41 protein-coding genes and 1 tRNA gene are annotated in these 24,471 nt (G+C 32.7%); 41 read left to right on the plus strand and 1 reads right to left on the minus strand.

The genetic code is table 11. From position 1 onward, the window contains the following. Positions 1-7 precede the first annotated feature (7 nt). The 21 genes from CLOLE_RS09270 (at position 8) to CLOLE_RS09360 (ending at position 8,261) form a co-directional block, all read left to right on the plus strand. Positions 8-205 carry a helix-turn-helix domain-containing protein gene (locus tag CLOLE_RS09270; RefSeq protein WP_013656847.1) on the plus strand — a complete coding sequence of 66 codons (198 nt, stop codon included), beginning with the start codon at positions 8-10 and terminating at the stop codon, positions 203-205. Positions 206-245: 40 nt separating this feature from the next. Beyond that, entirely contained in the window at positions 246-1,076 is an 831-nt protein-coding gene (locus CLOLE_RS09275; RefSeq protein ID WP_013656848.1) for a phage regulatory protein/antirepressor Ant, read from the plus strand. Further along, positions 1,076-1,252: a hypothetical protein gene (locus CLOLE_RS22975; RefSeq protein ID WP_013656849.1), complete on the plus strand. Its 177-nt coding sequence runs from the start codon at positions 1,076-1,078 to the stop codon at positions 1,250-1,252. Before CLOLE_RS09275 ends, CLOLE_RS22975 begins: the two co-directional genes overlap by 1 nt. Beyond that, positions 1,249-1,491 carry a hypothetical protein gene (locus CLOLE_RS09280; RefSeq protein WP_013656850.1) on the plus strand — a complete coding sequence of 81 codons (243 nt, stop codon included), beginning with the start codon at positions 1,249-1,251 and terminating at the stop codon, positions 1,489-1,491. Before CLOLE_RS22975 ends, CLOLE_RS09280 begins: the two co-directional genes overlap by 4 nt. A gap of 42 nt (positions 1,492-1,533) precedes the next feature. Continuing rightward, positions 1,534-2,304 (plus strand): conserved phage C-terminal domain-containing protein, encoded by a 771-nt coding sequence (locus CLOLE_RS09285; RefSeq protein ID WP_013656851.1) that lies wholly within the window; start codon positions 1,534-1,536, stop codon positions 2,302-2,304. Beyond that, positions 2,297-2,485 (plus strand): hypothetical protein, encoded by a 189-nt coding sequence (locus CLOLE_RS09290; RefSeq protein WP_013656852.1) that lies wholly within the window; start codon positions 2,297-2,299, stop codon positions 2,483-2,485. The genes CLOLE_RS09285 and CLOLE_RS09290 overlap by 8 nt, the downstream gene beginning before the upstream one ends. Then, a complete protein-coding gene (locus tag CLOLE_RS09295) occupies positions 2,482-2,901 on the plus strand; it encodes a hypothetical protein (RefSeq protein ID WP_013656853.1) in 420 nt (139 codons plus the stop codon). The genes CLOLE_RS09290 and CLOLE_RS09295 overlap by 4 nt, the downstream gene beginning before the upstream one ends. Beyond that, positions 2,895-3,122 (plus strand): hypothetical protein, encoded by a 228-nt coding sequence (locus CLOLE_RS09300; protein WP_013656854.1) that lies wholly within the window; start codon positions 2,895-2,897, stop codon positions 3,120-3,122. The genes CLOLE_RS09295 and CLOLE_RS09300 overlap by 7 nt, the downstream gene beginning before the upstream one ends. Next, entirely contained in the window at positions 3,122-3,385 is a 264-nt protein-coding gene (locus CLOLE_RS09305) for a hypothetical protein (protein ID WP_013656855.1), read from the plus strand. The genes CLOLE_RS09300 and CLOLE_RS09305 overlap by 1 nt, the downstream gene beginning before the upstream one ends. A gap of 1 nt (position 3,386) precedes the next feature. Further along, positions 3,387-3,623, plus strand: coding sequence for a hypothetical protein (locus CLOLE_RS09310; protein ID WP_013656856.1), 237 nt, complete (start codon positions 3,387-3,389; stop codon positions 3,621-3,623). Continuing rightward, entirely contained in the window at positions 3,610-3,795 is a 186-nt protein-coding gene (locus CLOLE_RS09315) for a hypothetical protein (RefSeq protein WP_013656857.1), read from the plus strand. Before CLOLE_RS09310 ends, CLOLE_RS09315 begins: the two co-directional genes overlap by 14 nt. A 1-nt stretch (position 3,796) precedes the next feature. Beyond that, the gene (locus CLOLE_RS09320; protein ID WP_013656858.1) at positions 3,797-4,174 is read left to right on the plus strand and encodes a hypothetical protein; all 378 of its coding nucleotides are present in this window, start codon (positions 3,797-3,799) and stop codon (positions 4,172-4,174) included. A gap of 31 nt (positions 4,175-4,205) precedes the next feature. Beyond that, on the plus strand, positions 4,206-4,754 hold the full coding sequence (locus tag CLOLE_RS09325; protein ID WP_013656859.1) for a DNA polymerase III subunit beta family protein: 549 nt from the start codon (positions 4,206-4,208) through the stop codon (positions 4,752-4,754). Positions 4,755-4,786: 32 nt separating this feature from the next. Further along, positions 4,787-4,957: a hypothetical protein gene (locus CLOLE_RS22980; protein WP_013656860.1), complete on the plus strand. Its 171-nt coding sequence runs from the start codon at positions 4,787-4,789 to the stop codon at positions 4,955-4,957. Between the two features lie 16 nt (positions 4,958-4,973). Then, positions 4,974-5,153 carry a hypothetical protein gene (locus tag CLOLE_RS09330; RefSeq protein ID WP_013656861.1) on the plus strand — a complete coding sequence of 60 codons (180 nt, stop codon included), beginning with the start codon at positions 4,974-4,976 and terminating at the stop codon, positions 5,151-5,153. A gap of 15 nt (positions 5,154-5,168) precedes the next feature. Continuing rightward, complete coding sequence (locus tag CLOLE_RS09335; protein ID WP_013656862.1) at positions 5,169-5,384, plus strand: hypothetical protein; 216 nt, start codon at positions 5,169-5,171, stop codon at positions 5,382-5,384. A 316-nt stretch (positions 5,385-5,700) separates the two neighbouring features. Next, positions 5,701-6,579, plus strand: coding sequence for a DNA cytosine methyltransferase (locus CLOLE_RS09340; protein WP_013656863.1), 879 nt, complete (start codon positions 5,701-5,703; stop codon positions 6,577-6,579). Positions 6,580-6,655: 76 nt separating this feature from the next. After that, positions 6,656-7,003 (plus strand): hypothetical protein, encoded by a 348-nt coding sequence (locus CLOLE_RS09345; protein ID WP_013656864.1) that lies wholly within the window; start codon positions 6,656-6,658, stop codon positions 7,001-7,003. Between the two features lie 113 nt (positions 7,004-7,116). Then, positions 7,117-7,398: a hypothetical protein gene (locus CLOLE_RS09350; RefSeq protein ID WP_013656865.1), complete on the plus strand. Its 282-nt coding sequence runs from the start codon at positions 7,117-7,119 to the stop codon at positions 7,396-7,398. Positions 7,399-7,581: 183 nt separating this feature from the next. Beyond that, a complete protein-coding gene (locus tag CLOLE_RS09355) occupies positions 7,582-7,818 on the plus strand; it encodes a hypothetical protein (RefSeq protein ID WP_013656866.1) in 237 nt (78 codons plus the stop codon). Between the two features lie 17 nt (positions 7,819-7,835). After that, on the plus strand, positions 7,836-8,261 hold the full coding sequence (locus CLOLE_RS09360; RefSeq protein ID WP_013656867.1) for a hypothetical protein: 426 nt from the start codon (positions 7,836-7,838) through the stop codon (positions 8,259-8,261). Positions 8,262-8,315: 54 nt separating this feature from the next. On the opposite strand, the gene CLOLE_RS23250 is transcribed toward CLOLE_RS09360, so the two are convergent. Then, a complete protein-coding gene (locus CLOLE_RS23250; RefSeq protein ID WP_041712945.1) occupies positions 8,316-8,633 on the minus strand; it encodes a hypothetical protein in 318 nt (105 codons plus the stop codon). 320 nt (positions 8,634-8,953) lie between these two features. Here CLOLE_RS23250 and CLOLE_RS09370 point away from each other — a divergent pair, with 320 nt between their 5' ends. From CLOLE_RS09370 to CLOLE_RS21820, 20 genes are all read left to right on the plus strand, one after another. Further along, positions 8,954-9,919, plus strand: coding sequence for a tyrosine-type recombinase/integrase (locus tag CLOLE_RS09370; protein WP_013656868.1), 966 nt, complete (start codon positions 8,954-8,956; stop codon positions 9,917-9,919). Positions 9,920-9,928: 9 nt separating this feature from the next. Next, entirely contained in the window at positions 9,929-10,375 is a 447-nt protein-coding gene (locus CLOLE_RS09375; RefSeq protein ID WP_013656869.1) for a phage transcriptional regulator, RinA family, read from the plus strand. A gap of 238 nt (positions 10,376-10,613) precedes the next feature. Further along, positions 10,614-10,687, plus strand: a tRNA-Ile gene (locus CLOLE_RS09380). A gap of 29 nt (positions 10,688-10,716) precedes the next feature. After that, a complete protein-coding gene (locus CLOLE_RS09385; RefSeq protein ID WP_013656870.1) occupies positions 10,717-11,274 on the plus strand; it encodes a tyrosine-type recombinase/integrase in 558 nt (185 codons plus the stop codon). Positions 11,275-11,572: 298 nt separating this feature from the next. Further along, the gene (locus CLOLE_RS09390; protein WP_013656871.1) at positions 11,573-12,067 is read left to right on the plus strand and encodes a hypothetical protein; all 495 of its coding nucleotides are present in this window, start codon (positions 11,573-11,575) and stop codon (positions 12,065-12,067) included. Further along, the gene (locus tag CLOLE_RS09395; protein WP_157864050.1) at positions 12,012-12,770 is read left to right on the plus strand and encodes an HNH endonuclease; all 759 of its coding nucleotides are present in this window, start codon (positions 12,012-12,014) and stop codon (positions 12,768-12,770) included. The genes CLOLE_RS09390 and CLOLE_RS09395 overlap by 56 nt, the downstream gene beginning before the upstream one ends. 105 nt (positions 12,771-12,875) lie before the next feature. Next, entirely contained in the window at positions 12,876-13,244 is a 369-nt protein-coding gene (locus CLOLE_RS09400; protein WP_408610355.1) for a hypothetical protein, read from the plus strand. Further along, entirely contained in the window at positions 13,237-14,955 is a 1,719-nt protein-coding gene (locus tag CLOLE_RS09405; RefSeq protein WP_013656874.1) for a terminase large subunit, read from the plus strand. Before CLOLE_RS09400 ends, CLOLE_RS09405 begins: the two co-directional genes overlap by 8 nt. A gap of 11 nt (positions 14,956-14,966) precedes the next feature. Continuing rightward, positions 14,967-16,208, plus strand: coding sequence for a phage portal protein (locus tag CLOLE_RS09410; protein ID WP_013656875.1), 1,242 nt, complete (start codon positions 14,967-14,969; stop codon positions 16,206-16,208). Beyond that, a complete protein-coding gene (locus CLOLE_RS09415) occupies positions 16,201-16,800 on the plus strand; it encodes an HK97 family phage prohead protease (RefSeq protein ID WP_013656876.1) in 600 nt (199 codons plus the stop codon). The genes CLOLE_RS09410 and CLOLE_RS09415 overlap by 8 nt, the downstream gene beginning before the upstream one ends. A 22-nt stretch (positions 16,801-16,822) precedes the next feature. Continuing rightward, positions 16,823-18,046: a phage major capsid protein gene (locus CLOLE_RS09420; RefSeq protein WP_013656877.1), complete on the plus strand. Its 1,224-nt coding sequence runs from the start codon at positions 16,823-16,825 to the stop codon at positions 18,044-18,046. A gap of 50 nt (positions 18,047-18,096) precedes the next feature. Next, a complete protein-coding gene (locus CLOLE_RS24035; protein WP_456297495.1) occupies positions 18,097-18,219 on the plus strand; it encodes an SAP domain-containing protein in 123 nt (40 codons plus the stop codon). Continuing rightward, the gene (locus CLOLE_RS09425) at positions 18,219-18,467 is read left to right on the plus strand and encodes a hypothetical protein (protein WP_013656878.1); all 249 of its coding nucleotides are present in this window, start codon (positions 18,219-18,221) and stop codon (positions 18,465-18,467) included. Before CLOLE_RS24035 ends, CLOLE_RS09425 begins: the two co-directional genes overlap by 1 nt. A 4-nt stretch (positions 18,468-18,471) precedes the next feature. After that, the gene (locus CLOLE_RS09430; protein WP_013656879.1) at positions 18,472-18,780 is read left to right on the plus strand and encodes a phage head closure protein; all 309 of its coding nucleotides are present in this window, start codon (positions 18,472-18,474) and stop codon (positions 18,778-18,780) included. Then, a complete protein-coding gene (locus tag CLOLE_RS09435) occupies positions 18,767-19,213 on the plus strand; it encodes a hypothetical protein (RefSeq protein ID WP_013656880.1) in 447 nt (148 codons plus the stop codon). The genes CLOLE_RS09430 and CLOLE_RS09435 overlap by 14 nt, the downstream gene beginning before the upstream one ends. Further along, complete coding sequence (locus CLOLE_RS09440) at positions 19,210-19,590, plus strand: hypothetical protein (RefSeq protein ID WP_013656881.1); 381 nt, start codon at positions 19,210-19,212, stop codon at positions 19,588-19,590. The genes CLOLE_RS09435 and CLOLE_RS09440 overlap by 4 nt, the downstream gene beginning before the upstream one ends. Positions 19,591-19,597: 7 nt before the next feature. Then, positions 19,598-20,218 (plus strand): hypothetical protein, encoded by a 621-nt coding sequence (locus tag CLOLE_RS09445; RefSeq protein WP_013656882.1) that lies wholly within the window; start codon positions 19,598-19,600, stop codon positions 20,216-20,218. Then, on the plus strand, positions 20,218-20,544 hold the full coding sequence (locus CLOLE_RS09450) for a hypothetical protein (protein ID WP_013656883.1): 327 nt from the start codon (positions 20,218-20,220) through the stop codon (positions 20,542-20,544). The genes CLOLE_RS09445 and CLOLE_RS09450 overlap by 1 nt, the downstream gene beginning before the upstream one ends. Before the next feature lie 56 nt (positions 20,545-20,600). Beyond that, entirely contained in the window at positions 20,601-20,810 is a 210-nt protein-coding gene (locus CLOLE_RS09455) for a hypothetical protein (protein ID WP_013656884.1), read from the plus strand. Positions 20,811-20,821: 11 nt separating this feature from the next. Further along, positions 20,822-24,469: a phage tail tape measure protein gene (locus CLOLE_RS21820; RefSeq protein ID WP_013656885.1), complete on the plus strand. Its 3,648-nt coding sequence runs from the start codon at positions 20,822-20,824 to the stop codon at positions 24,467-24,469. The last annotated feature ends 2 nt before the right edge of the window (positions 24,470-24,471 follow it).

The following is a 24,471-nucleotide window of genomic DNA, read 5'->3' on the forward strand; positions in this document are numbered from 1 at the left end:
TACATATATGTCAAAAAAGCATGTTTACAGTGTAAAGGAAGCTGCAAAAAAATTAGATGTATGTGAAATGACTATATATCGAAAGGTTAAAACCAATGAAATCCCTGCAAAAAGGGTTGGTAAAGCTATACGTATACCTGCGCAATATATTGACGATTTCTATAATAATCCAATTAGTGATGTTCAAAAGTTTATTTTTGGTTAAAACAACAATTTGATTAAGTAAAGAAAGAGAGGTACTAAAGATGAATAAAGAATTAAATCAGGCATTGGCTACAGGTAATAATACTCCAGTAGTGCTAATCGGTAAAAATGGACAAGCTATTGAAACTATAAGCAGCATAGAAGTATCAGAAATGGTAGAAAAGCCACACAACGATTTATTAAAGGATATTAGAAGATATATTACTCAATTAGCCGAGGGAAATCTTTCCCACAGCGAATTCTTTATTGAAAGTACATATTTAGATGCAAATAGACAAAGTAGAACATGTTATCAAGTTACTAGAAAAGGTTGCGAACTAATTGCAAACAAGCTTATAGGAACAAAGGGCACATGTTTTACAGCAAGATATGTAAATAGATTTCATAGCATGGAAAACTACATAAAACAAAAAGAATCATATCAGATTGATGATCCCATTGAACGTGCTAAAGCTTGGATATTAGAACAGCAAGAAAAGCAAGTATTACAACTAGAAAATAAGCAGCAACAGCAGATAATCGGCGAGCTTCAACCTAAAGCATCCTATTACGATTTAGTATTACAAAGTACGGAACTCATGCCTATTACTTTAATAGCTAAAGACTACGGCATGAGTGCAAATGCAATGAATAAAACACTATTTAATCTAAATGTTCAGTATAACCAATCAGGTACATGGCTTTTATATGCAAAGCATCACGCTAAAGGATACACACAATCAAAGACACAAACTTATACAAGAGGTGATGGTTCAACTGGAATTAAGCTTCATACTCAGTGGACACAAAAAGGAAGACTATTTCTTTATTCTTTATTAAAAGAAAATGGGATTTTACCAGTTATAGAACGTGAAGATGGAGGACAAGCATAATGAGTAAAAAAGCAAAGGAACTAAAGCAACAAAAAAGAGATGCTATTACATCTACTTTACAAGCTAAGATGAGGGCCAATAGAGAAAAGGTACATGAATGCTTAAGAGTAGGAGATAGTGCAGGAGCAAGCCATTACAGTTCTTTAAATACTCAGTTAAGGGGGCTATTAAAATGAAAAACCTTCTTAAAGAGATATTAGCAGCTATTGCACTAATAGTAGCATTTACGCTCGTTTTATTTCCACCTTCATTATCATCAGATGAAGTCAAAATAATCTTAGGCTTACCAAGTGTAATTTTTCTCAGCTTTTACATGGGAGTGTATATTACCAAACGTGAACGTTACAAAAGAGAATTTGAAAAGAAAAAAAGCATGGCAAAGGCGGCAACCTTTAACCATGCACATAGAAAATAAAATTTCAAGATGATATTAACACGAAAGGAGTGAATATGCAATATGTCAGATGCGATTAACAGGGCATATTACTCTATTATTCCAGCAAATGTTAGATATGATAGTGATCTTACCGCTAATGCTAAGCTGCTCTACGGAGAAATAACAGCACTTTGCAATGACAAGGGATATTGCTGGGCGAGCAATGAGTATTTTTCTAAGCTCTATGGGGTTAGTAAAAAATCTATATCGACATGGATTAGTCAATTAGTCAAAAAGAATTATATAAGTTTAGATATTACATACAAAGAAGGTAGTAAAGAAATTCTCTATAGGTATTTACGAATTCTTCCATACCCTATGGAAGAAAAGGTTAATACCCCTATGGAAGAAAAGGTTAAAGAGAATAATACAGATATTAATAATACATTTAATAATAATATAGTGCTGATTATTGAGTATTTGAATAGTATTTGTGGAACTAATTATAAACCAACTAGTAAGACTACAAAGAGATTAATTGTAGCTAGATTAAAAGAACATTATACCGTTGATGATTTTAAAAAAGTAATATTCACAATGTCAAGTAAATGGAAAGGAACAAAGTTTGAACAGTATTTAAGACCATCAACCTTATTCAATGAAGATAAGTTCGAGGGGTATCTAAATCAATATAAGAATATAGGTAAATTTGAGAATGGTGCATCAAGTAGCAAAATTGAAAAATTTAATAGTATGGCTTCTCATGATTGGGACTTTGATGAATTAGAGAAATTACAACTAGAAAGGAAATCAAAACTAGTTAAAGAAAGAGAGGGACATTCAAGTGAGTGATCCACACAAAGCAACAGATGAACTGTTAATTTGGGCAGCAGAAGTGGCTGAAAAGGCAGATTGTAATACAACATTGGTTGTAGCTAATTTTTACGAAGAGAATAAGAAACCAGGTAGAACGGTAGAGCAGTTAAAGGTAGTAGTAGAAAATAATTTGATAAATGGGGTGAATCACAAATGAAGATAAAAACAATAGTTACAGGCTGCAACAGAAAACAAGCAAGAAGTATTGCATTAGAACAAGAAGCCAGAGCAAAGAGAGAAGAAACTAAAAATAAAATAGCTAATAAACTACTAAATGATACTAAAGAACAGCTTATAGCTAAATCTAAAGATCTTATAGTAGTGGTAGACAAGAGTATTGAGCTAGCTAAAGAGATTGCAGATCTAACCCAAACAAACGAAAGTTTGGACAAGGAAAATGCTAGCCTAAAAAATAAACTTAAGCTCAGAGAACTTACTATAAGTTGTCGAGAGGAAGAAATTGATAAGCTTAAGTTAAACATTAATACTCTACAACAGGCACTTAAAGAAGCAGATAAGGATATAGCATTAGCAAGCAGACCGCTTTGGAAGAAGGTGCTTGGAAAATGTTAAGTGAAATCTATGCTTTAGATAAAAATAATGTAGATATTAAAAAGCTTACACAGGTTTGCGATAAGATTAGAAAACTTAAAAGTATGCCAAGCGGTGTTACAGAGATAGTATGGCAGTTTCAAAGAGATAAAGTAGCTACAAGCTATTGTAGGGACAGGCTGTATTGGTTGGCATATCAACTAGAGAAAAATGGAATTTCAGTAGGTTGGAAGAAGCTATAATGCAAGTTTGGAAAGCTTATGTAGGGAATAGCAAGCTAGGTGGTAAGCCCTTAACAGCAGAGGTAGTACATAAAAGCTTTAGTAAAAGCAGAATAAAGGCTTGTGAGATAGAGGATATATTTCACTATTTAGGCACTATTAAGTGCAATGGTAATTGTGAGGAACATCTTAAGAGTTACCTAAGAAGTGAAATAGGTAGCGAAGAAGTTAAATTTAATGAGGTAATAGATGAATTAGGAGAAAAACAGTTAAGGTTGTGGTGATATGCAGAAATCAAAGCAGCAACTTAAAGATGAATCTGTAGAGAGATTTAGAATCACAGTAGAAGCAACTAGAAAAGATATACGATCACTAGATGAAAAGATTAGTGAACTTAATGAATTAAAAATTAATGAAGCTACAGCAGAAGTAATAAATGTATTAGAAGGCATAAGAAGAGATCTTTGCTATGGGAAAGACAATGTGAAAAGGATAAGGAGGGTTCTAAATGCCAAAACCTAAGATTTATATGGCAGTTACAGCAGATAGTTTAGAATTACCTCTTTTTGTAGGAACAAGTACAGAGGTTGCAGCTTGGGCAGGTATAACATGTAGAGCTTTATATTCAAATATAAATCAAGGAATGAGTGGAAAATACAAAGGGAGGAAATTTATAGCTATAGAGGAGGAATAGTATGCATGGGAATAAGCCAATAGAAATAGTTCAGCTTGATTATTATACAGGTGAATATGTTGGAGAATATGTAAGCGTATGTGAAGCAGCAAAAGATAATAATGTTGCAGCTCATAGTATAAGAACATCAATTCAAAAGAATATAAGAATGAGAAGTTGCAAGTTATTCTTTATGAAAAAATCAGATTATAATCCACAAAAGGATTTATCACTAAAAATAGGACTCATTAATTGCTACATGAATCTATTAAATATTTTAAATGATAAATATGAAGTTATTGATGAGTTAGAACATCAATTCTTAATAAAAACAAAAGATGGTGATCTAATAAAATATCCAAAAAATATGTTTAACTGTAGCAAACAAAGGGATGTTTAACAAAGTTGATTTTTAATAAGGAGGAATATAGATGGCTGTTAAATTACCAGTTAGTTCTTTTAAGAAAATGATTGATAGTTGTAAAAGAGTTACAGCTAAAAATGATGCAAGACCTGATTTAAGGAATATCAACATAGATGTAACAGGCAATAAGCTTAGAATATGGGCGCTAGATGGTTATAGAATCGAGATTAATGAAATGTTCGTACAGGATGAAGATAATTTTAAAGCAAGTTTTGAAAGCATTTATGTACCTACAAATGAACAAGAAGTTCAAATAAGTATAGTAGATGAGCAACTAGAAATAACATATATACCTAGTGGGCTAAGAATGTATATTCCACAAGACAATAAAGACAAAGTATTTAATATTGATGGATTTATTGAAGGGCAAAAAGAGAAAGACTTTAAGATATCATTTAAAAAACAGTTTCTAGAAGATGCATTAAAAAAAGCAGGTAAAAATGATAAGTTGACATTTGGATTTAACCCTAAGAGTAATTTAGAAGCAGTACATATAACGTATACAGATAGAGAGATAAACATGGAATCATATGTACTACCAGTTAGAAGTTGTTAAAACAAAGTGTTTTTTGTTGAAAGGGGATAAACATGAAAGTAAGAATGATGGTATGGAATAGACCAGGATTCACAGCAGGCAAGATTTATAAGGTAGAAGGTAAGACAAGAAATACTTATCTTCTAAGAAACAATAAAGGCTATTTACATAGTGTTAAAGCGGATGATTGTAAGCAAGTAGGCTTCTTAGAAGGTTTATTCTGATGAAAGGGTGATAAGAATGAGTGCAAGGCCAAGAGGTACAGATACAGCTAGAGTAATCCAAGTTATAGAAACAACTTCTTTAAGAGGTACTGGAGATAACGAAAGTGATAAATGTAGGATTGTAAGGCAATATTGGAGTATGCAAGGGGAATTATTAGCAGAGGATGATCCATGCAAAGATAATAAGAACAAATAACTTTTTGTAAAGGGGATGATTAAAATAGGCAGAGAGAATGTTCGAGTTAAAGACTTAAAAGTTGGTGATGATGTACTTATTACTTCACACGTTAGTGATGGTATTCAAATGAGAAAAGGCAAAGTAGAAAAGATAACTGACAAAACAGTATTCGTAAGCAGCGGAAGAGGACCTATTGCAATGAGGACTAGGAATATTGTGTTAGTTAAGAGATTTAACAAGACAAATTAATCTTTGTTCTTTTTAAACAGGTTTATAGCAGCAGTATATAAAGTTCCTACGATAAACATAAGAGGAATTATGAGTAGGTAGTCCATTGAGAACGAAAATATGTTTTTGGTTATAAGGTCATAAAGCAATATTGTAATAAAACATGGGATAAAGATATTCAAAAATTTCAAACAAATCACTCCTTTAAAAAGAAGTATAAGGGAGAAAATAGATAATAGCAATTTAAATTTGACTTTTGTTTAGATAAAAAAATAAAAAGAAGAGGAGTAAAGAGGTTTGTCCGGACAATAAACAGCTGTTTACTCCTGTGATAAAAATGAACGTATTAAGCTTATTTGATGGAATTAGCTGTGGTATGGTAGCACTCGAAAGAGCAGGGATTAAAGTTGATAACTACTATGCTAGTGAGATTGAACAAGACTCAATTAAAATATCTAAAAAAAACTATCCATGGATTATACAACTAGGAGACATAACAAACATAACAAAAGAAATGCTAGATACCATAATGCCTATAGATATTGTTATAGGTGGGAGTCCTTGCCAAGACCTCAGTGTATACAAATATGACAGAGGAGAAGTTACAGGGCTAAACGGTGAAAAAAGTGGACTGTTTCACCACTATGTAAGAATACTTAAATATCTTAATCCTAAGTATTTCTTACTTGAAAATGTCCCTATGGAAAAACAGTGGGAAGATATGATAAGTGAAATTTTAGGTGTTAAGCCTATAATGATTAATTCAAATCTTGTATGTGCTGCTGATAGGAAAAGGCTGTATTGGACAAATATACAAGGGATTGAACAGCCAATCGATAAAGGAATAATGATAAAAGACATAATACTCAATTCATCTGATGTAGCAGATAAGTATTGGTATGACAAAGAATTTATTTATAACGGAGATGAAGAAAAAGTACAATGTACACTTATTATGAAAGGCCATAGACATATGAAAGAAGTATACAATCAAAAATTTAAAAGTAGTACATTAACAACTTGTAATGGGGGAAATTTGCAAAAAAAAGTGTACCAAGATGGAAGATGTCGTAAGTTTACACCTTTAGAGTATGAAAGGTTACAAACATTGCCAGATGGGTATACAGAAGGTGTTTGTGATACTTCCAGGTATTCAGCAATAGGGAATGGGTGGACTGTAGATGTAATAGCACATATATTAAGTTATTTGAAGTAAAACAAAATGAATTTTGATAAGAACTTTGACAACTGAATATTGGTTAGTGGTATACTCTTCTAAAGGGGAGATGCGCATGTTTAATGAGATATGTATATATGAGGCAAAAATCGATAAACAAGAAGAAATTGAATTGCTGATGAAAGAAGTTGCAGACTTTTATACAAGCCAACAAGGTGTAATTGAGGTAAGATATATTAAAAGAACGCATAGACAGAAGGATTTTAATGCAGTTAAAGAAGGCGAACTACCTATTAGGTTAACGAAGAATGTAGGCAAGGTAACTTATGTTTTATATTGGGTAGTTGAGAATGAAGAGGTGCATGCGAGAGTATCTAAGCTTGGATTAGAGCAATTTTACAAGAGATGGAACAGGTGCCTTACGACAATGCCCAAGATCATACTAGGAGAGAATATTGTATAAAGCGTTAAGTATCATATATAGTACAGTTATAATGGCAAAGTAAAATACCACTAACTAATAAACAGTTGGTGGTTTTTTGTTTGAAAAAATAAGAATTTGAAAGGGTGATTAGCGTGAAAGTAATTTTATATAAAAGGAGATACGGAGTACACAGGTTTGTAAAAGAGTGTGAAGTTCCAGTAAGTTTTAATAAAGTATATATTAAAGAGGATGTTATCAACGAAGATTTGTTGTTAGACTTGTTGCCTAAAAATTGGCTACCAGTTGAACCTAGAGAAATATTATTAACCATATCAGATAAAGAGGGTTGTGGAACGGGTCAAAGAGGCTTAAATAGATTTTTACCATGGGCTAAGTATTTTGATAGTTATGTCATTGAGTTACAAGAAGATTAGAATAAAATCCAAAATTGAAAGGGGTGACGTCGCTGTGAAAAAAAGAGATTACTGGAGAACACATTGTAAAAGGAATTATGGGTGTTATGGTGATAAAGGAACGTGCTTGTTTGGGAAGGTCGCTAGATTACATTAGTTTATTCTTACTTGGGTAAATAAAATCAGAGTTTGGGAGTGACAAAGATGTTTGAAATAAAATGTAAGCTATATAAATTAGCTGTGTGGTATATCGGTAAATGTAACAAGAAATGGGATAAGCCAACACAACAAATCAAAGAATTTGATAGATTAACTTATAGGAACATAGATAAAGCATACCTAAAATGTGGGGCTGATTGTGAATGGCAAAATTTTAGCAGGTATGATGTATTAGACAATGCTATACAGAAATTAGCCAGTTATGAAGATAATAAAATATAAGTTTGGAAGGTGAGAGTATGGAGTTTATACAGGTAGAAGAACTTATGAAAGCAGGGAAAGAAGTTAATGACCTAGTAAGAGAGTGGTGGAAACCAAGCAAAGGAGATTTATTTACTGAACTGTTAGAGGAAGGACTTCAAAGAAAAGCATGTATACTATGCAATGAAAATCTTGATAAAGCAAATAACAGTAAGAATGCTGTTTATCCATTACTTACAGTAGGTCAGTTAATTAACTTTATAGAATGGAGAACGGACTATGCAATAGAAAAAATTACTTATGGCATTGATTGTTATTGGGTATATCCATATTTTGATGATTCAAATTATGTTGATGCGCCTAGATGGTTTTCAAATGAAATATCTTTTAATGCTGAGGAATTAATAGACGCACTATGGAAATGCGCTTGTGAAGTAGCAAGAGATAGCTACTATAACAAATAAAATCTGATTTTGAATAAATAAAAAACATATCGGCATAATGCCGATATGTAAAAATTAGAAGTATGAAAAATCTTTCTCTACTAAATTACTAGCATATAGGATAGCTCGAAATAAATTATATTGTTCTTTAGCATCTAAAGATGTTAGTAATCTTTTTAGAGTACCGCTAATATAAGTTAAATCATCAGTAGCATCCCTCAGTATTCTTAATTTAGTTTTTTGTTCTAGTGTGACTTTTGATTGGTCTATGGCTTTTATTTTATCACCTATAGCATTTAACTGAGAAATATATATATCTAAATAGCCTGGATCAGGTTTACTAGTAGTAGTGCTTATATTACTAATGAAATAGTTCTCTATTATATTTATCATTTGCTTGTGAATATTATTAAGCGCGCCATATGATTCCTCTATTACTGTATTTGTATCAACAGTAGTAATGTTTTGTGCAAAAAAAATGTGATGAATGAAAAGTGAAACATATTAAACATATAAGAATTAAATAACGTTTAAAGTGATGTTTAGTCATTTTATACCTCGATATAAGTAATAATTACCTAGATATTATAAGTAATATTTTAATTTTTATTCTATAAACAAATTCGACTTTTGAGCATTAATAGAACTTTAAGAAAGCAACAACATTAAATTTATTGTTTATACGTGATTTTTTCTAAAAGGAGCTGATTGATATGAGTAGAGTCTTATATTCACAGGAACGTTGGGAAAAAGTTAATGCAGTAAACAAGGAGTTAATGCAGTTATATTTAAGAAGTACTAGGGCAGATAGGAGAAGACCTAATACGTGTTCAGAGTACACATACGATTTGAGGTTTTTTCTTATTTGGAATTTACTATATAACAATAACATGAATGTTCTTGAATTTAAAAAAAGAAACTTTGAGGACTTTAAATTTTTTATGACAGATGAGAGAAATGTAAGTAATGCACGTGCTAATAGGCTGCTATGCGTAGTTAGAAGAATGATGGATTACGCAGAAGATGATGACGACTTATATGAATTTTATGTTAGAAATGTAGCTGCTAAAGTAAAGAGTTTAGAGAAGAAACCAGTGAAGGAAAATACTTTTTTAAAGCAAGAGCAAATTGACTTACTAAGAGGTTACTTGATTAATAAAAAAATGTATCAACATTTATGTTTGCTGGATGTATTTTATGACACAGGGGCAAGAATTAATGAAGTACTTCAAGTGAAAAATACAGATACACTTAAACATGGTTACATAAAGGTAGAATGCAAGGGTGGAGAAAAACAATATATTTTAATCCACGAGCATTCACAAGAGAGTATAAAGTTACATTTAAGCGTTAAAGAAAGTGGAGATGCATTTTGGCAGAGTAAGTATGGCGAAGTTAAAAAAACATCAACATTACGAGGATGGGTAAAAGATATGTATGAAATATTAAAAGAGATAGATCCATCTACACCATACTTTACTCCACATTCATTTCGACATACTGTCATAGAAAACTTATGTAATGGAACGCATTATCTTTGCAAAAAGATAGGAAGAAAGTTAACAATAGAAGAAGCTCAAATCATTGTCCATCATAAGAGTATTGATATGACTAAGTCATACATGAAGCCAAAAGATGGAGAGATAGTATTCAAGCTATTTGGTATCAGTTTAGGATAGGAGAAACAAATGTATACATATAAACAGATCGAAGAAATGCTTAAGATATATCCAGTAATTAAGGCAGAAATAAAGAATATTGAAATGGATATGTTAGAGGTAGAAAATAATGTTGGGTTTAGAGGTGCAACTGATGATCCTAAACCATCTACGCCTACTTATCAATTTAACTCCAATGTAGAAAACGAAGCATTGAGTATCAGTAGAGATAGATTGCTTAGCAATCTCAAAGAAGAAAAGAAGAAAAGACAAAGAAAGATAGATAGAATAGAGAATGCAATGTCTATTCTAAGTGAGATAGAAGAAGAGATTATAAGCCTATACTATTTCAAGAAATCTAGCATGACATCTATATCATACAAGATAGATAGAGATAAGAGCCAAGTATACAGGAAAAAGAAATATGCTATTAAAAAAATGGCTGATATTATGAACGTTTCAAGGTTACAAAAATAAATGCAACAAAAATACCACAAAAATACCACGAAAATGCAATCAAAAAGCACTAGAAAATGCATTTTTATAAGAGTAGTATAGTATTATCAAGAAATTGATTAAGGCACTAGTAAGGGTTACATTACAAGCCATTGTGTATTAATCGTCTATCTAACAAATATATTTCTTGAAGAATAAGGTACAAAGTAGGAATAAAAGAGCAGTAGCTAAGTATGCAAAGCTATTGCTCTTTTTGTTTTGGAATGTAACTCAGTTGGTTAGAGTGCTGTTCTTATAAAGCAGTGGTCGTGAGTTCGAGTCTCACCATTCCGATTACACTAAAGAAAGGTGGTGATATATTAGTGAATACAGTAGAACCAATAAGAGACTTTAACATCATACAAGATATAGCAGATGTATTAAGAGAACAACGTGAAAGAGACTATGTTTTATTCATGTCAGGCCTGTACTTAGGCAGAAGAATATCTGATATATTACCACTTAGAGTTAGGGATGTTAGAGATAAAAAACAGATATACTTTAGGGAAAAGAAAAAGAATAAGGAAATAACTTTAGACATTAATGACGATCTAAGAAAAATATTTAAGGATTATTGTAAAGGGAAGAGAGATTATGAATATCTATTCAGACGTAGCAAAGGTAAGAATGAGCCTATAACAAGGCAACAATACTGGTACATACTTAATCAAGCAGCTAAAAAGATAGGCTATGAAGAAAAGATAGGTTGTCATAGCATGAGAAAAAGTCTTGGTAGGTGGCTTTATGATAATGGTGTTGATGTATATAAGATAATGTTAATACTTAATCATGAAAGTATAGATTATACAAAACGATACATAGGTGTTACCAGAGATGAAATAAATGATGTATTAAGCATGGTTTCTTTTATTAAAAAGTAAAAATTGCATTATAAAGAAGAAATTATATTTTTTTAAGCATTAATTGACTTAATCAGTAAATGTCAAACATGAAAGAAAAGACATGAGTTTCTTCTATTAGAGAAAAAAATAGAAAGTTATTTGACAGAATATATATTTAGTAAAATATCACACAATTAATAAAAACAGCATGTAAGATATGATAATCATAGCTTTTGTTATTTCAGCTAAGAAAACATCAAAAAGTAAGACAACAAAAGTTAGATAAATTTTATAGCGGTCAAAACTTAAAAACGCTAAAGAAATGGAGGTTTTCAAGTTGGCAAAATCAAGTGAGGAAATTGTAATGGAAAACCTCAAAACCATTGAGGAATGGGCATTACAAGGAATGACTCAAAAAGAAATGGCAGAATGCTTAGGTATAGGAGATTCCACTTTTAGGAAGTTAAAAAAGCAAAATGTAGCGCTTTTAGCGGTTTTGAAAAAAAGCGCTAATACAAGAAAGAATATGCTTGAACAACAAGTAAAAGAAGTTGAACATTCTTTGTTTGAAAGAGCAAAGGGATATGATGAAGAAAAGTCTTATTTCTTTAAAGTAAAAAGAAAAGGCACAGATGAAGAGGGTAATAAGTATGAAGTAGAAGAAGTAATAGAAAAGAAAGCAATTGAACATATACCTGCTGACATTAGTGCAGCTAAATTTTTTCTAACCAATATGGCCAAGAAGGTTTGGCAAGATAATCCTCATAAAGTTGAGAATGATAAAGAGAACCTTAAGATTAGAAAGAAAGAAATGGAAGGAAAAGAGTGGTGATATAGTGGCACAAGAGTTTAGTAAGAAGTTTTATAAATCATCAGAATGGCTCACGCTAAGAGAACAAATATTACTAGAACGTGGCGCAATATGTGAGAAATGTGGTCAAGCAATAACTGAGTCTAAACATATTCAACTACATCACATTAAAGAATTAACGATACAGAATATAGATGATGTAATGACAACGCTTAATCCTAAGAATATCTTAGTGCTATGCCAAACATGTCATAACATGATACATGGTAGATATTGCAAAGGGGCAGTAAGAAAGGTTAAACCAAAGAAAGTTAATATAGTATATGGTCCACCAATGGCAGGTAAGACAAGTCTTGTTATGGACTATATGCAACCAGGAGACTTGATAGTTGATATGGATAGATTGTATAAGGCAATGTCATTTATGCCAATGTACAATAAACCTAATCAAATTAAGTTCAATGTGTTAGCAGTAAGAAACTTATTGTTAGATCATATTAAAACTAGATATGGTAGCTTTACTAATGCTTGGATAGTTGGTGGGTATGCTAACAAGGTTGATAGAGAAAGACTGGCGAAAGAATTAGGTGCAGAATTAATCTTTGTAGAAGCAAGTAAAGAAGATTGCTATTATCGGTTAGAGTATTGCAATGACTATAGGCAAGAGCATCAAGAAGAATGGAGAGAGTACATAGATAAATGGTTTGAAGAGTATAGAAAATAAAATATTATGTAGTTTTAATCCCCCCATAATTAATCTACTTGACATACGAAGGGACCGTTGGAGGGTGAACTCTTCTTTCACACAAACCCCAAAAATGAAATCGAGGTGAAGATTTTGAAAGCTATTTCAAAAACAGAAGTTTTCGAGCAAGAATTAGAAAAGTTGATTGAGATATTCAAAGATGTAGAAGAAAGTAAGCAAAAGCTTGTTCAAGGACTATTACAAGAAACAGCTTACTTGAAATCTGAATTATTTGTGATGCATCAGGTGTTAGATGAAGTTGGTATGATAAAGGTACACCCTACAGATAAAACTAAGCAGAAAACTTTACCTATAGCTAACGAATATCGAAGAACAGCTAATATTTATGCTTTAAACATAAAAACACTGAATGGCATACTTGGTAAAGACACAATGGAGGGAGAAGATCCATTCGATAAGTGGCTACAAGAAAAGATGAGTAAAGATGAGTAATAAATTTATAGGTTATAAACCAAGTAGATATGATTTATCTAATAGTAAGATAGATGGTAAGCATTCATATTTATTAGAGTACTATAACAAGGCATTAGCTATTGATGATGAAGTCATAATAGGTGAAGAACTTAAGAAGTGTCTAAGTAATTTAATAGATGACTTAGATAATCAGAACTATTACTATGATTGTTCTGATGCAGAATTAAGAATAGAGTTTATTGAAACATTCATCAAGCATACAAAAAGTCCTTTTAATGGCAAACCTTTTATTTTAGAACTTTGGGAAAAAGCAGTAATAGAAGCTTTTTATTCGTTTAAGAGAAGTAAAAATGGACTCAGAAGGTTTAAAAAGCTGATATTATTGGTTGCTAGAAAGAATGGAAAGAGTACTTTTTGTGCAGCGCTTTGTTTTACTGAATTTATGATAGGTAATGCAGGTTCTGATATTATTTGCTCATCAAATGATGATGCGCAAGCAAATTTAATATTTGAGGAAATAGCAAGTATGAAAGAGATGTTTGATCCTAAGGATAAGCGTACACACAAGAATCTAAAAGGCATCTTTAACCTTAGAAATAAATCAACTATAAAAAAGCTTTCAGACAAGACAAGAAATAAAGAAGGTAGAAATATTGAGTTTGCAATATTAGATGAAAGTCATGAAATGAAAGACAATGTTATAGCAAAGTCGATAGAGCAGTCACAGTCAATTAAAGATGAACCTATTTTTATTAATATAACGACAGAAGGATTTGTTGATGATGGGTATCTAGACAAAGAATTGAAATATGCTAGAGAAGTTTTAAGAGGTGACAGAGAAGATGATACACTTCTGGCATGGCTTTATACAATGGACAATGAAATCGAGGTATATCAAGACGAATTGTCATGGAAAAAGGCTAATCCGTCACTAGGAACAGTTAAGAAATGGGATTACTTACGTGATCAACTTAGAAAGGCACAAGCAGACAAGGCAGAAAGAGTATTCACCCTCTCTAAAGACTTCAATTTCAAACAGAATAATGCTGAAGCATGGCTTATGGAGAAAGACATAGAGAATAGCTTAACATATGACATAGAAGATTTTAGAGGATGTATAGGGATAGGAGCTACTGACTTATCAGAAACTACAGACCTAACAAGTGCTAAGGTTTTAATTATGAGACCAAAAGATAAGACAAAATATTTCTTGCAGCACTACTTCATATGCGAAACCAAAGTAGATGAGGGAAGTAATGAAGATAAAAAGAATTATTTAGAGTGGGCAAAACAAGGATACATTACAATATGTCCTGGTAATGAGGTAGATTACAGTGAGATTGTAGCTTGGTATGTAAGTCTTTATAAAAAATATCAAATATGGGTATTCAAAGTAGGTTATGATAGATGGAATGCTAAGTCTTATGTTAAAGAAATGGAGGACTATGGATTTGATAATGAAAAAATACCACAAGATTATAAAAATATGAGCACAGCCATGAAAATGTTAGAAGCAGATTTAAAGAGTGGATGCGTGAATTACAATCAAAATCCTATTGATAAGTGGTGTTTAAAAAACACAGCTTGTAAGGTAGATCAATATGGTCAGATAATGCCAATGAAAGTACAGGGTATAGAGAATAAACGTATAGATGGTGCAGTAACAATGATTATTGCATATGCCACATACGATAGATTTAGAAAAGAGTATCAAGATGTTATGAGATAAGGAGGTGGAACGTGGGAATATTAGATTTTCTAAGAGGGCAAAGTGAAAAAAGTGTATTAAAAAGATATGCACAAATGATGAATGGATATTCTCCAGTGTTTAGTCAGTTTGGAGATGATATATATGCTAGTGATATAGTTCAAAATGCAATAAGAGCATTAATGACAGAGATGAGTAAACTAGATCCTAAGCATATACGAAATGGAGATGATAATTCACAGTCTATTGTTAATAGTAGTATTAACAGGCTTTTGAAATATGGGCCTAATCCACTTATGACTACATCTGATTTTCTTGAAAAAATCACATATCTTAGAGAAATGAAGAAGAATGTTTTTATTTATCCTACATATAGAGAAATACCAATTAAAGGTGGATTTGTTAGGCGGGAATATACCGGATTATATCCATTAAATCCTATTCAGGTAGATTTTCTAGAAGATGCTGCAGGTATACTATTCATAAAGTTTTATTTTAACAATGGAGAAGATTATACACTAAAGTATTCAGATATTATTCATTGGAGAAAAGATTTTGGAGCAAATGAATTTATGGGTGGTGATGAAACTGGAAAAGCCAATAATAATGCATTGCTAAAGCTATTAAAGACAAATGATGTGGTTATCCAAAGTTTAGAAAAAGGAATAAAGGCAGGGTTAACAATCAGAGGTATTTTAAAAATACAGACCATGCTAGCTGATGGAAAGCAAAAAGAAGAAAGAGAAAAATTTGAGAAGAAACTTAATGAAGCAAGTAGTGGTATTTTAGAAATAGACTTAAAAAATGATTTTATACCACTAAACTTAAATCCTAAAATAATTGATAAAGATACCATGGAATTTATAGATAAGAAGATTCTTAATAATTATGGTGTATCAATAGCAATCATTAATGGTGATTTTACAGAGGAGCAGTATCAATCTTTTTATGAAAAGACACTAGAACCTATGATAAAGAGTTTAGGAAGAGCATTTTCAAAAACGCTATTTACGGATAGAGAGCTTGATGTGGGTAATGAAATAATATTTTATGCTCAAGGGTTAGTATTTACCAATATGGCAAACAAGATCGCCGCTGTAGATGTTTTAAGTAGTAGAGGCACTCTAACAGATAATCAAATATTGTCTATATTTGGATATCCACCATTTCCAGGTGGTGATATTAGGCATATGTCACTTAATTTTATTAATCGTGAAATAGCTGACCAGTATCAGATGAGTAGCAAAGTGAAGGAAGTGAAAAAAAATGAATAAAAACTTTAAGAGTGAATGTAGAATGGTTGAGTTTAGAGCTATAGATAATGATGATGGGAAGATGATTATTGAGGGTTACGCTATTACATTTGACCAACCTGCAACACATAGCATGGGAAACTATACTTTTACAGAGACAATCAAACGAGGTGCACTAGATAGAACAGATATGAAAGATGTACCACTAAGATACAATCATAATGACACATGGTGTATCATGGCAAGGACAAGAAATAACAGCTTAAAGCTTGTTATAGATGATATTGGACTTAAAATTACAGCGGAATTAATAGATACACAAAGTAACAGAGACATCTATAAATCAATTCAAGAAGGGTTGATTGATAAGATGTCTTTTGCTTTTACTGTAGCTGATAAAGGTGATACTTGGCAATATGGAGAAACTGAAACAACTAGAATAGTTACAGATATTAATAAACTTTATGACGTTAGCGTGGTGGATACCCCGTTTTACGATACAACAAGTGTTTATGCAAGGAGCTTTGAACTACTGGAGAGTAATTTAAAGCAGCTGGATAGCTTTGACTTGGAGAAACGCAAGTTACAAATGAAATACCATTATTCAAATTAAAAAAAGAAAAGGAGTGTAGGATATGACACTACAACAAAAATTAGAAGCAGCTTTAGAAAAAAGAAAGGCATTAGTAACAAGCATAACAAATGCAGAAACAAAGGAAGCGTTAGACAAGATTGAACTGGACTTAAGAAAAGCGGACATTGAGATTGCAGGACTAAAAGAAGCTATTGAAGAGGAGCAAAGATCAGCGCAAGGTAACCCAGAAGAAAGAGCAGCAGGTTCAAATTTATCACAAGGTCAATTTAACCCTATTTCAACATATGGATTAACAACACAAAGAAGAAGTTCAGAAGAAGAACAGGAAGCAGAATACAGGAAAGCATTCATGGAATATACACTCAGAGGTACAGCTATTCCAACAGAATTAAGGGCAGCTACAGGAACCGCAGATATTGGGGTTGTTATTCCAAATACTGTAATGAATAAAATTATTGAGCAGCTAAAAACGTATGGTGAAATCTTTAGAAGAGTAACACTTACAAATATCAAAGGTGGAGTTACAATACCTATTGCATCAGCAAAACCAGTAGCAACATGGACAGCTGAAGGCACAGTTGCAGACAAGCAAAAGAAAGAAGTAAAAGGTACAGTAACATTTTCATACAATAAGCTACAATGCAGAGTAGCAGTTACATTAGAAGCTGATACAACTTCATTAGCAATTTTTGAATCTACATTAACAGATAATGTATATGAAGCAATGATTATAGCTATTGAAGAAGCAATTGTAAATGGCACAGGAACATTACAGCCTTTAGGATTTACAAAAGATACAAGGGTACTAGCGTCACAAAAAGTTGAATTATCAGCAACAGATATTAAGAGCTGGGAAGCATGGTCTAAAGTTTTTGCAAAGGTTCCAAAATCTAAACGTGCAGGGGCAGTGGTTTTATTAAATACTGAAACATGGGAGGGTGACATTTTAGGAATGACAGATTCAACTGGTCAACCTATTGCACGTGTTACAGTAGGCCTTAATGGTGAAGATAAACCAATGTTCAAAGGTAAAGAAGTCATTGATGTTGAAAGCTATCTTCCATCATATGAAGCAGCAGAAGTAGGAGATGTATTTGGTGCAATCTTAAATCTTAAAGATTATATGCTGAACTCTAACTTAGCAATGACAGTAAAACGTTACTTTGATGAAGATACAGATGAATGGATTACAAAATCAACCCTTATTGCTGATGGTAAGCTTGCAGATGCACAAGGAGTAATTTTACTAGTAAAAAAAGCTTAAGCCAATCAGTAACGAGTTTCTCAATAGCTTCTGATACCTCTTTAGAAGCTATTGATTATAGCTCAATGACAGTTACTGAGTTAAAGGCTTTATGCAAAGAGAGAGGTTTAACTGGTTATTCCTCAATGACTAAGACTGAGCTTGTTTCTTTACTTAAGGAGAGTGATGCTTAATGCTAGAAGCTATCAAAGTACATTTAGGAATAGTAGCAGATGATGAGGATGTAAACAAAAATATAACTTTAAAAATAGAAGTTGTAAAAAGTTATCTTAAAGAGGCTGGCGCAAAAATTGAAGAAGAGGATAATCAGTTAATAGGTTGTGTTGCTATAGGTGTGAATGATTTATTAAATAATACATATGGTAAAACTGAATTTTCTCCAGCTTTTTTTATTTTAGCAAGGCAATTATGTAGGGGGTGATTATTTGAGGTTAATTACTCCTATTTATTTTGCAAGTAAGACTTATTCAACTGATGAAGCAGGAGATCAAGTTATTGAAGAAAAGTTAAGAAAAGTTTTATCTAATAAAAAGTCTGTAGGTACAAATGAATTTTATCAAGCTCATACAGCAGGAATGAAGCCTGAATTCAAAATTGAGGTAAGAAAATTTGACTATAAAGGAGAAGATAAGGTTATTGTAGATAATGTTTCTTATAAAATCATAAGAACATATGATAATCAAAGTGGTTTCTTAGAATTAACATTAGAAGGTGATGTACATGTCGGTTCCTAAATCTGTAGTAAAAATCAAAAGGGATGGAATTGAGTACATTTCAAGCGTGGACTATACGCAATATACGATTAAAGAGCTTATAAGAGCAGCTTTAAGAGATTGTGGCAAGTTATACTGCAATAGGTTTAGGCAAGCTTATTATAGAATATTTAAACGTAAAAAGGGGCGTGTAGGAAAGTATACTGGCTATTGGGTAAGAAGTAAGAAAGATGTTCCTGATTTGCTTGTAGGTATAAAAAAGAATGCTTTTTATGGCGGATTCCAAGAGTTTGGAAGTAGTAAAACTACACGTTTGGGGCTCATGATTGGTACTGCACAAGATAACATAAGTAATTTTGCAGATATTCAAGCGCAGTATTTAGGAGCATTAAACCAAGATGATCCTAATGTACCAGCTAATGAGGAAGAGTATGAAGGAGGTGCTGACGATTGAGTATACTAACTAAAATTAATCGTACAAATGAGCTAAAGATAGCATTAACAAGCATTTTAAAGCAAGTACATAGTAAAGCATATTATCGTAAAGCACCTGCTAAAACAGACTATCCTTATCTAACATATTATCTAAGGCATACCAAAGATGGTCATCAATATGATTACTTTTGGGAAGTACATGTTTGGACTAGAGATATTAAGCTTGCTGAAGAACTGGCTGATAATATAGAAGGGTTTGATAAATGCTCTTATAAGGATTATTACCAAACTTTTGATATTGATTTAGAAAGTAGAAATAACGTGGAAGATGAAGACAAGGAGATACAACACATAGTACTCCTATTTAATTTAACTTATTTTGATGTGAAAGGATGATAAAGAGATGGGATTAAAGAAAAGATTAACAGGTTATACAGAAAAAACAATGGAAAACAGACAGATGGGTGCTGGTGCATACTTCAAAAACTATGATGTAGAAACAGATAACTTTACAGATGCGGTAACAGCAGGAAAGTTACTTGGCGCAACACAAGGAGGAGGAAATTTTTCAGCTAAGCCTATCATCACAACTACTGAAGTAGATGGAGTGCCTTCTGATGCAAAAGGTATGGAAGATATTGATGGTTGGGACGTCAACATGAGTGCAAATATTTTAGAAATCACCGCTGAAAATATTAAAATTGCACTGGGTGCAGCAACAGTAGCAACTACTACAGATGGTAAGTATAAAAAAATCACAGGTAAATCGAACATTGATCCAGCAGATTATCAAGATAATATTACATTCCTTGGTACCATGTCTGGGTTTGATGAACCTATTATTTTACAAATCTATAATGCACTTGCTACTGAAGGAATTAATATCAATCCTCAAGATAAGAAAACAACATTACTTCCTACAAAATTCAAAGCACATGCCTCTTTTGATAAATTAGATGAACCACCATTTGCAATTTTTGTACCAATTAAAGCAGGAAGTAGTGAAAGTGGGAGTGGTGAATAATGAAAAAGTTAACTCTTAAACATGCAATACAAACTGCAAAACTGATTAAAGCAGCAGATATGAAGAAACAAGTAGCAGACTTAATAGAACAGGCTACTAAGCGAGGTGTTAACAAGACCAGACTTGGAATTGATATAACAATGACATTGGTAGATGTTATGGCAAATGATGAGGTAGAAGCCAAACTTTACGACTTGTTAAGTGATATATTTGAAACTAAGGCCGAGGAGTTAAGCCTTGAAGCGCTTGCTGAAAACATTAGTAAGCTAGTAAAGGAGAATGACGTAAAGCGTTTTTTCAAATTAGTGGAGAAATCCACACAGTAAAGACCTGTGATTTCTTACTAAGAAGATATGGTGATGGTTACAAGGAAGTCTGTGAAATGGACTTCCTTGAAGCTTATGACCTTATCAAATATGCACTAAAAAAGAGTACTGATGAATTTATAGAACAACGCTGGATAAGTGGATATCAACATATGTCACTTGCCGAGTTTAGAGAGAAAATTGGGTATATTACAGAAGAGGAAGAAGTTATACCTAAGAAAGATGTTAATGAAATACTATTAGATTTAAAAGATACATTTAGTTAGGAGGTGAGATTTTGAACATATTTACTCTTATGGGTACTATCTTAGTTGATAATACAGTAGCTAATAGTAGCATTAGTGAAACAGGTCAAGCAGCTGATGGATTAGCTGATAAGTTAGGTAATGGATTAAAAACAGCAGCTGGAGTTGTAGTGGGTGCATTAACAGCAGTAGGCACAGCAGCAGTAGGAATGGCTACCGTAGCAGTAAACGCAGCAGATGATTGTAAGAAGGCTTTAAATAATCTACAAACCCAAACAGGGGCAACAGATGAGGAAATGGGGGGATTAAAAGAAACCCTATTATCCATATATGGAGGCAATTATGGAGAATCTTTCGAGGATGTTGCAAGTGCAATAGCTAGTGTAAAGCAACAAACAAACCTAACAGGTAAAGAGCTAGAGAGCACAGCGCAGAATGCTATTGTTTTACGTGATACTTTTGATTGGGGAGTGGATGAACAACTTAATGCAGTTAACCAGTTAATGCAGAATTTTGGAGTTAGTTCAGAAGAAGCATTTAATCTTATAGCACAAGGAGCACAAAATGGCCTTAATGCTCAAGGCGACTTAATGGATATTGTAAAAGAGTATAGTGTACATTTTGCTCAACTTGGACTAGATGCAGAAGATATGTTTAATTCTCTGAAAAGTGGTGCAGACAGTGGCGCATTCTCTATGGACAAGTTAGGAGATGCAGTTAAAGAACTTGGAATTAAGCTAAAAGCAGGAGATGCAGATGAATCCTTGAAAGAGTTAGGCTTAAATGCAGATGAATTAAAGAAAAAATTCAATGAAGGTGGAGAAGCAGCAAAAATTGCTTTTCAAGAAGTAAATAAGGCACTAGCTGAATGTGAAGATGTTACTCTTAGAAACCAGTATGCCACATCTATGTATGGAACCATGTGGGAAGACCTAGGTGTAAAGGCTACATTTGCTTTATCTAATATAAATGGAGAGTTTGATTCGACTCTTGATACTATGCAAAAAATAGACTCTATTAAATATGATTCGTTTAGTGAAGCAATAGCTGGAATTAAAAGAGAGATTGAAGTTGGTTTAATCATTCCATTTGGTGAAAAGCTATTACCTTACTTAAATGAATTTGCTAATTGGTTTCAAGAAAATAAGGATCAAATAATAAGTGGATTAAGTGGGGTATTAGACGAAGTTGTAAATGGAATAGAGTTCTTAATCAATAACTTAGAGACTATTGCCAAGGTTGCAGGAACAGCAGTAGCATCACTTTTAGCAATTAAAACTATAAGTGTGGTTGTAGGTGCTATAACTACGTTATCTAGTGCAGTAACTGGATTAAATGCAGCCTTTACATTTATAGCAGCTAACCCAGTTGCACTGGCTATAATCGGGATAGGTACAGCAGCAGGTATTGTAACAGCACATGTTATAGAAGCTAATGCTAGACAGAAAGAGTGGAACAATACCCTTCAAGATTCTGTTATATTATCAGAACAAATTACAGAGCTGACAGCAGAGCAAGAAGCTATATCACAAAAAACTGTTAATAGCATAACCAATCAATTGACTACATACACCCAATTAACTAATCAAATCGCAGAGTTAGATGCTCAAATAGCACAGTATGGAGATTCAACTGGTGAATTGGAATCGGCCAAACAAGACCTAGTAAAAGAGTCTGGAAAGCTACTTAAGGCTATTGAGGATGAATATGGTAGTTATGATAATGCTATAGAAGTAGCGCATAACTATAAAAAAGCATTGGATAATAACAATGAAACTAAAAAAACACTGGCTAAATATACAGACTCATATGCTAGTAGTTTAGTAAAAGAAACACTACAAACAAGCCAATTAAACAAGCAAACACAAGATGCATTAGAAACATACAAGAAGTATAATTCTCAGCAGATAATGAATAAAGAAGAAACGAACTTGTACAATAATGCTATTAAGGTATTGCAAGAAAATGTTTATGGATTAGATGTTAGGTTAAATGCTAATACTAGGCTTTGGGAAGTTAATACAGCCCAAGTAGAAAGTTCAATAGAGTCCAACAATGCATTAAATAATGCCAAAATACAACAGGCCAATACATTCCAGCGCATGTCTGAACAGATTGCAACTGGAAGTAAAGAAGAAGCTAAGGCGGTTATTGAGTCTTGTGAAGCTGCTATTGATGGATTAAGAGCACAGCGTTCAGCTCAGATGATGTTTGGTGGAGATATAACAGCAGAGCAGAAAGCAGAAATGGAACAATACTATGGAATGATAGATAAGGCCAAAGCTAAGCTTAATGAGGTTAGTACTAATATTACAGGCGCAGCGAAAAAGGCGGGTTCAGAGGCAGGTAAGTCTGCTAAAGAAGCAGCAGAAGATGTGGTAGACTCATACATTAATATGTATAACCAGAAAAAGTCACTAGGTAAAACAGACGTTAATGAGCAAGAAAAGATGCTTAGTGAACTAAAGAAAAAGCATAGTGATACAGCAGACCACATTATAAAAATTAATGACTTTGCCCTACAAGAAAGCTTAGATATTATAGAACAGCGCAAAGAGAAAGAAGAACTAACAACAGAAGAAATCATAGTACTTTACCAAGAGGCTTCTAAAAATTATGCGTTAACCTATACGGACAAAAAGACCGTAACTGATGCTATAAATCAAGAAATTAAAGACAGCGTAGATAACTTAACTTCTGATATAGATACTCTTAACGATAAGCAATTAAGTGATCTAATAGATAACTTATCAGACATGAAGGTTAAGTATGATGATTACGGATATGATGTGGAATACATAGAGCAACAGATAACAGAAGCTTGCAAAACAGAATATGAAAGGCAGTATGATGAGCTTTCTAACAATGTTGAGCAGATGAAAGAGAAGCGTAAAGAGTTATACCAAAATGAAGTTAATACCATTGATGAAGAGTTGAAAGAAACACTAGAAGGGTTAGATGCGCAATTAGAAGCTATTGAAAGTACTGCTACCGAAAGAGAAAAGTTAGCTAGAGAGCAAAAGTTAAGAGAAGCAATAGCAAAAGCTGAAACAGCAGAAGAAATTAAACGAGCACAAGAAGAACTTGATAAGTGGCTTGTTGAACAATCAGAAAAAGAAGAAAAGAGACGTATTCAAGCAGTAAAAGAGCAGGCTAGAAAAGATGCAGAAGACAAAAAGAAAGATGCTAAAACCAATTACGAAAGTCAGTTAGAAGATATAGATAATTTCATGCTTGAAGAAAGCAAGAAATTAGAGCAAAGAGAAAAAAATAGGGCATTATCAGAAGAAGAGTTAACAAAGCTAGCCAAAGAAGAATTAGAGCAACAAGAGAAAGACTTACAAGAGAGCTTAGATGCTAGAGAACTTAAGTTCCAAAAGTTTGTTGATAATATGAATAGAATTGGTGAAGCTGTTACAAGTCAAGATGTAAAAGAGTTTGTAGATGGAAGTCATAGAAGTGGGTTAAGTTATGTTCCATTTGATGGGTATAAGGCTGAATTACATGAAGGTGAAAGAGTATTAACAAAGCAAGAAGCAGAAGATTATAACAAAGATGAAGAATCAAGTAAAGAGTATGAAAAAGTTGATACAAGCAAAATGGAAGACCTATTGAAACAAGTACTAAATGCTTTAATTACTTTACCCAAAAGGCAAAAGTTAGAACAAAATATGGCATAGAA

Origin of the sequence: Cellulosilyticum lentocellum DSM 5427, from assembly GCF_000178835.2 — a bacterium.
GTDB classification, from domain to species: Bacteria; Bacillota; Clostridia; order Lachnospirales; family Cellulosilyticaceae; genus Cellulosilyticum; species Cellulosilyticum lentocellum.

Coding starts and splice junctions, on each gene's coding strand:
- CLOLE_RS09270 (WP_013656847.1), top strand. CDS start 8: ATGTCAAAAAAGCATGTTTACAGTGTAAAGGAAGCTGCAAAAAAATTA.
- CLOLE_RS09415 (WP_013656876.1), top strand. CDS start 16,201: ATGAATAAAAACTTTAAGAGTGAATGTAGAATGGTTGAGTTTAGAGCT.
- CLOLE_RS09295 (WP_013656853.1), top strand. CDS start 2,482: ATGAAGATAAAAACAATAGTTACAGGCTGCAACAGAAAACAAGCAAGA.
- CLOLE_RS09425 (WP_013656878.1), top strand. CDS start 18,219: ATGCTAGAAGCTATCAAAGTACATTTAGGAATAGTAGCAGATGATGAG.
- CLOLE_RS09450 (WP_013656883.1), top strand. CDS start 20,218: ATGAAAAAGTTAACTCTTAAACATGCAATACAAACTGCAAAACTGATT.
- CLOLE_RS09405 (WP_013656874.1), top strand. CDS start 13,237: ATGAGTAATAAATTTATAGGTTATAAACCAAGTAGATATGATTTATCT.
- CLOLE_RS09340 (WP_013656863.1), top strand. CDS start 5,701: ATGAACGTATTAAGCTTATTTGATGGAATTAGCTGTGGTATGGTAGCA.
- CLOLE_RS09375 (WP_013656869.1), top strand. CDS start 9,929: ATGTATACATATAAACAGATCGAAGAAATGCTTAAGATATATCCAGTA.
- CLOLE_RS22980 (WP_013656860.1), top strand. CDS start 4,787: ATGAAAGTAAGAATGATGGTATGGAATAGACCAGGATTCACAGCAGGC.
- CLOLE_RS09395 (WP_157864050.1), top strand. CDS start 12,012: ATGATAAAGAGAACCTTAAGATTAGAAAGAAAGAAATGGAAGGAAAAG.
- CLOLE_RS09335 (WP_013656862.1), top strand. CDS start 5,169: ATGATTAAAATAGGCAGAGAGAATGTTCGAGTTAAAGACTTAAAAGTT.
- CLOLE_RS09445 (WP_013656882.1), top strand. CDS start 19,598: ATGGGATTAAAGAAAAGATTAACAGGTTATACAGAAAAAACAATGGAA.
- CLOLE_RS09275 (WP_013656848.1), top strand. CDS start 246: ATGAATAAAGAATTAAATCAGGCATTGGCTACAGGTAATAATACTCCA.
- CLOLE_RS22975 (WP_013656849.1), top strand. CDS start 1,076: ATGAGTAAAAAAGCAAAGGAACTAAAGCAACAAAAAAGAGATGCTATT.
- CLOLE_RS09315 (WP_013656857.1), top strand. CDS start 3,610: ATGCCAAAACCTAAGATTTATATGGCAGTTACAGCAGATAGTTTAGAA.
- CLOLE_RS09320 (WP_013656858.1), top strand. CDS start 3,797: ATGCATGGGAATAAGCCAATAGAAATAGTTCAGCTTGATTATTATACA.
- CLOLE_RS09330 (WP_013656861.1), top strand. CDS start 4,974: ATGAGTGCAAGGCCAAGAGGTACAGATACAGCTAGAGTAATCCAAGTT.
- CLOLE_RS09305 (WP_013656855.1), top strand. CDS start 3,122: ATGCAAGTTTGGAAAGCTTATGTAGGGAATAGCAAGCTAGGTGGTAAG.
- CLOLE_RS09420 (WP_013656877.1), top strand. CDS start 16,823: ATGACACTACAACAAAAATTAGAAGCAGCTTTAGAAAAAAGAAAGGCA.
- CLOLE_RS23250 (WP_041712945.1), bottom strand. CDS start 8,633: ATGATAAATATAATAGAGAACTATTTCATTAGTAATATAAGCACTACT.
- CLOLE_RS09455 (WP_013656884.1), top strand. CDS start 20,601: ATGGACTTCCTTGAAGCTTATGACCTTATCAAATATGCACTAAAAAAG.
- CLOLE_RS09345 (WP_013656864.1), top strand. CDS start 6,656: ATGTTTAATGAGATATGTATATATGAGGCAAAAATCGATAAACAAGAA.
- CLOLE_RS09310 (WP_013656856.1), top strand. CDS start 3,387: ATGCAGAAATCAAAGCAGCAACTTAAAGATGAATCTGTAGAGAGATTT.
- CLOLE_RS09355 (WP_013656866.1), top strand. CDS start 7,582: ATGTTTGAAATAAAATGTAAGCTATATAAATTAGCTGTGTGGTATATC.
- CLOLE_RS09300 (WP_013656854.1), top strand. CDS start 2,895: ATGTTAAGTGAAATCTATGCTTTAGATAAAAATAATGTAGATATTAAA.
- CLOLE_RS09435 (WP_013656880.1), top strand. CDS start 18,767: ATGTCGGTTCCTAAATCTGTAGTAAAAATCAAAAGGGATGGAATTGAG.
- CLOLE_RS09285 (WP_013656851.1), top strand. CDS start 1,534: ATGTCAGATGCGATTAACAGGGCATATTACTCTATTATTCCAGCAAAT.
- CLOLE_RS09280 (WP_013656850.1), top strand. CDS start 1,249: ATGAAAAACCTTCTTAAAGAGATATTAGCAGCTATTGCACTAATAGTA.
- CLOLE_RS09325 (WP_013656859.1), top strand. CDS start 4,206: ATGGCTGTTAAATTACCAGTTAGTTCTTTTAAGAAAATGATTGATAGT.
- CLOLE_RS09370 (WP_013656868.1), top strand. CDS start 8,954: ATGAGTAGAGTCTTATATTCACAGGAACGTTGGGAAAAAGTTAATGCA.
- CLOLE_RS09360 (WP_013656867.1), top strand. CDS start 7,836: ATGGAGTTTATACAGGTAGAAGAACTTATGAAAGCAGGGAAAGAAGTT.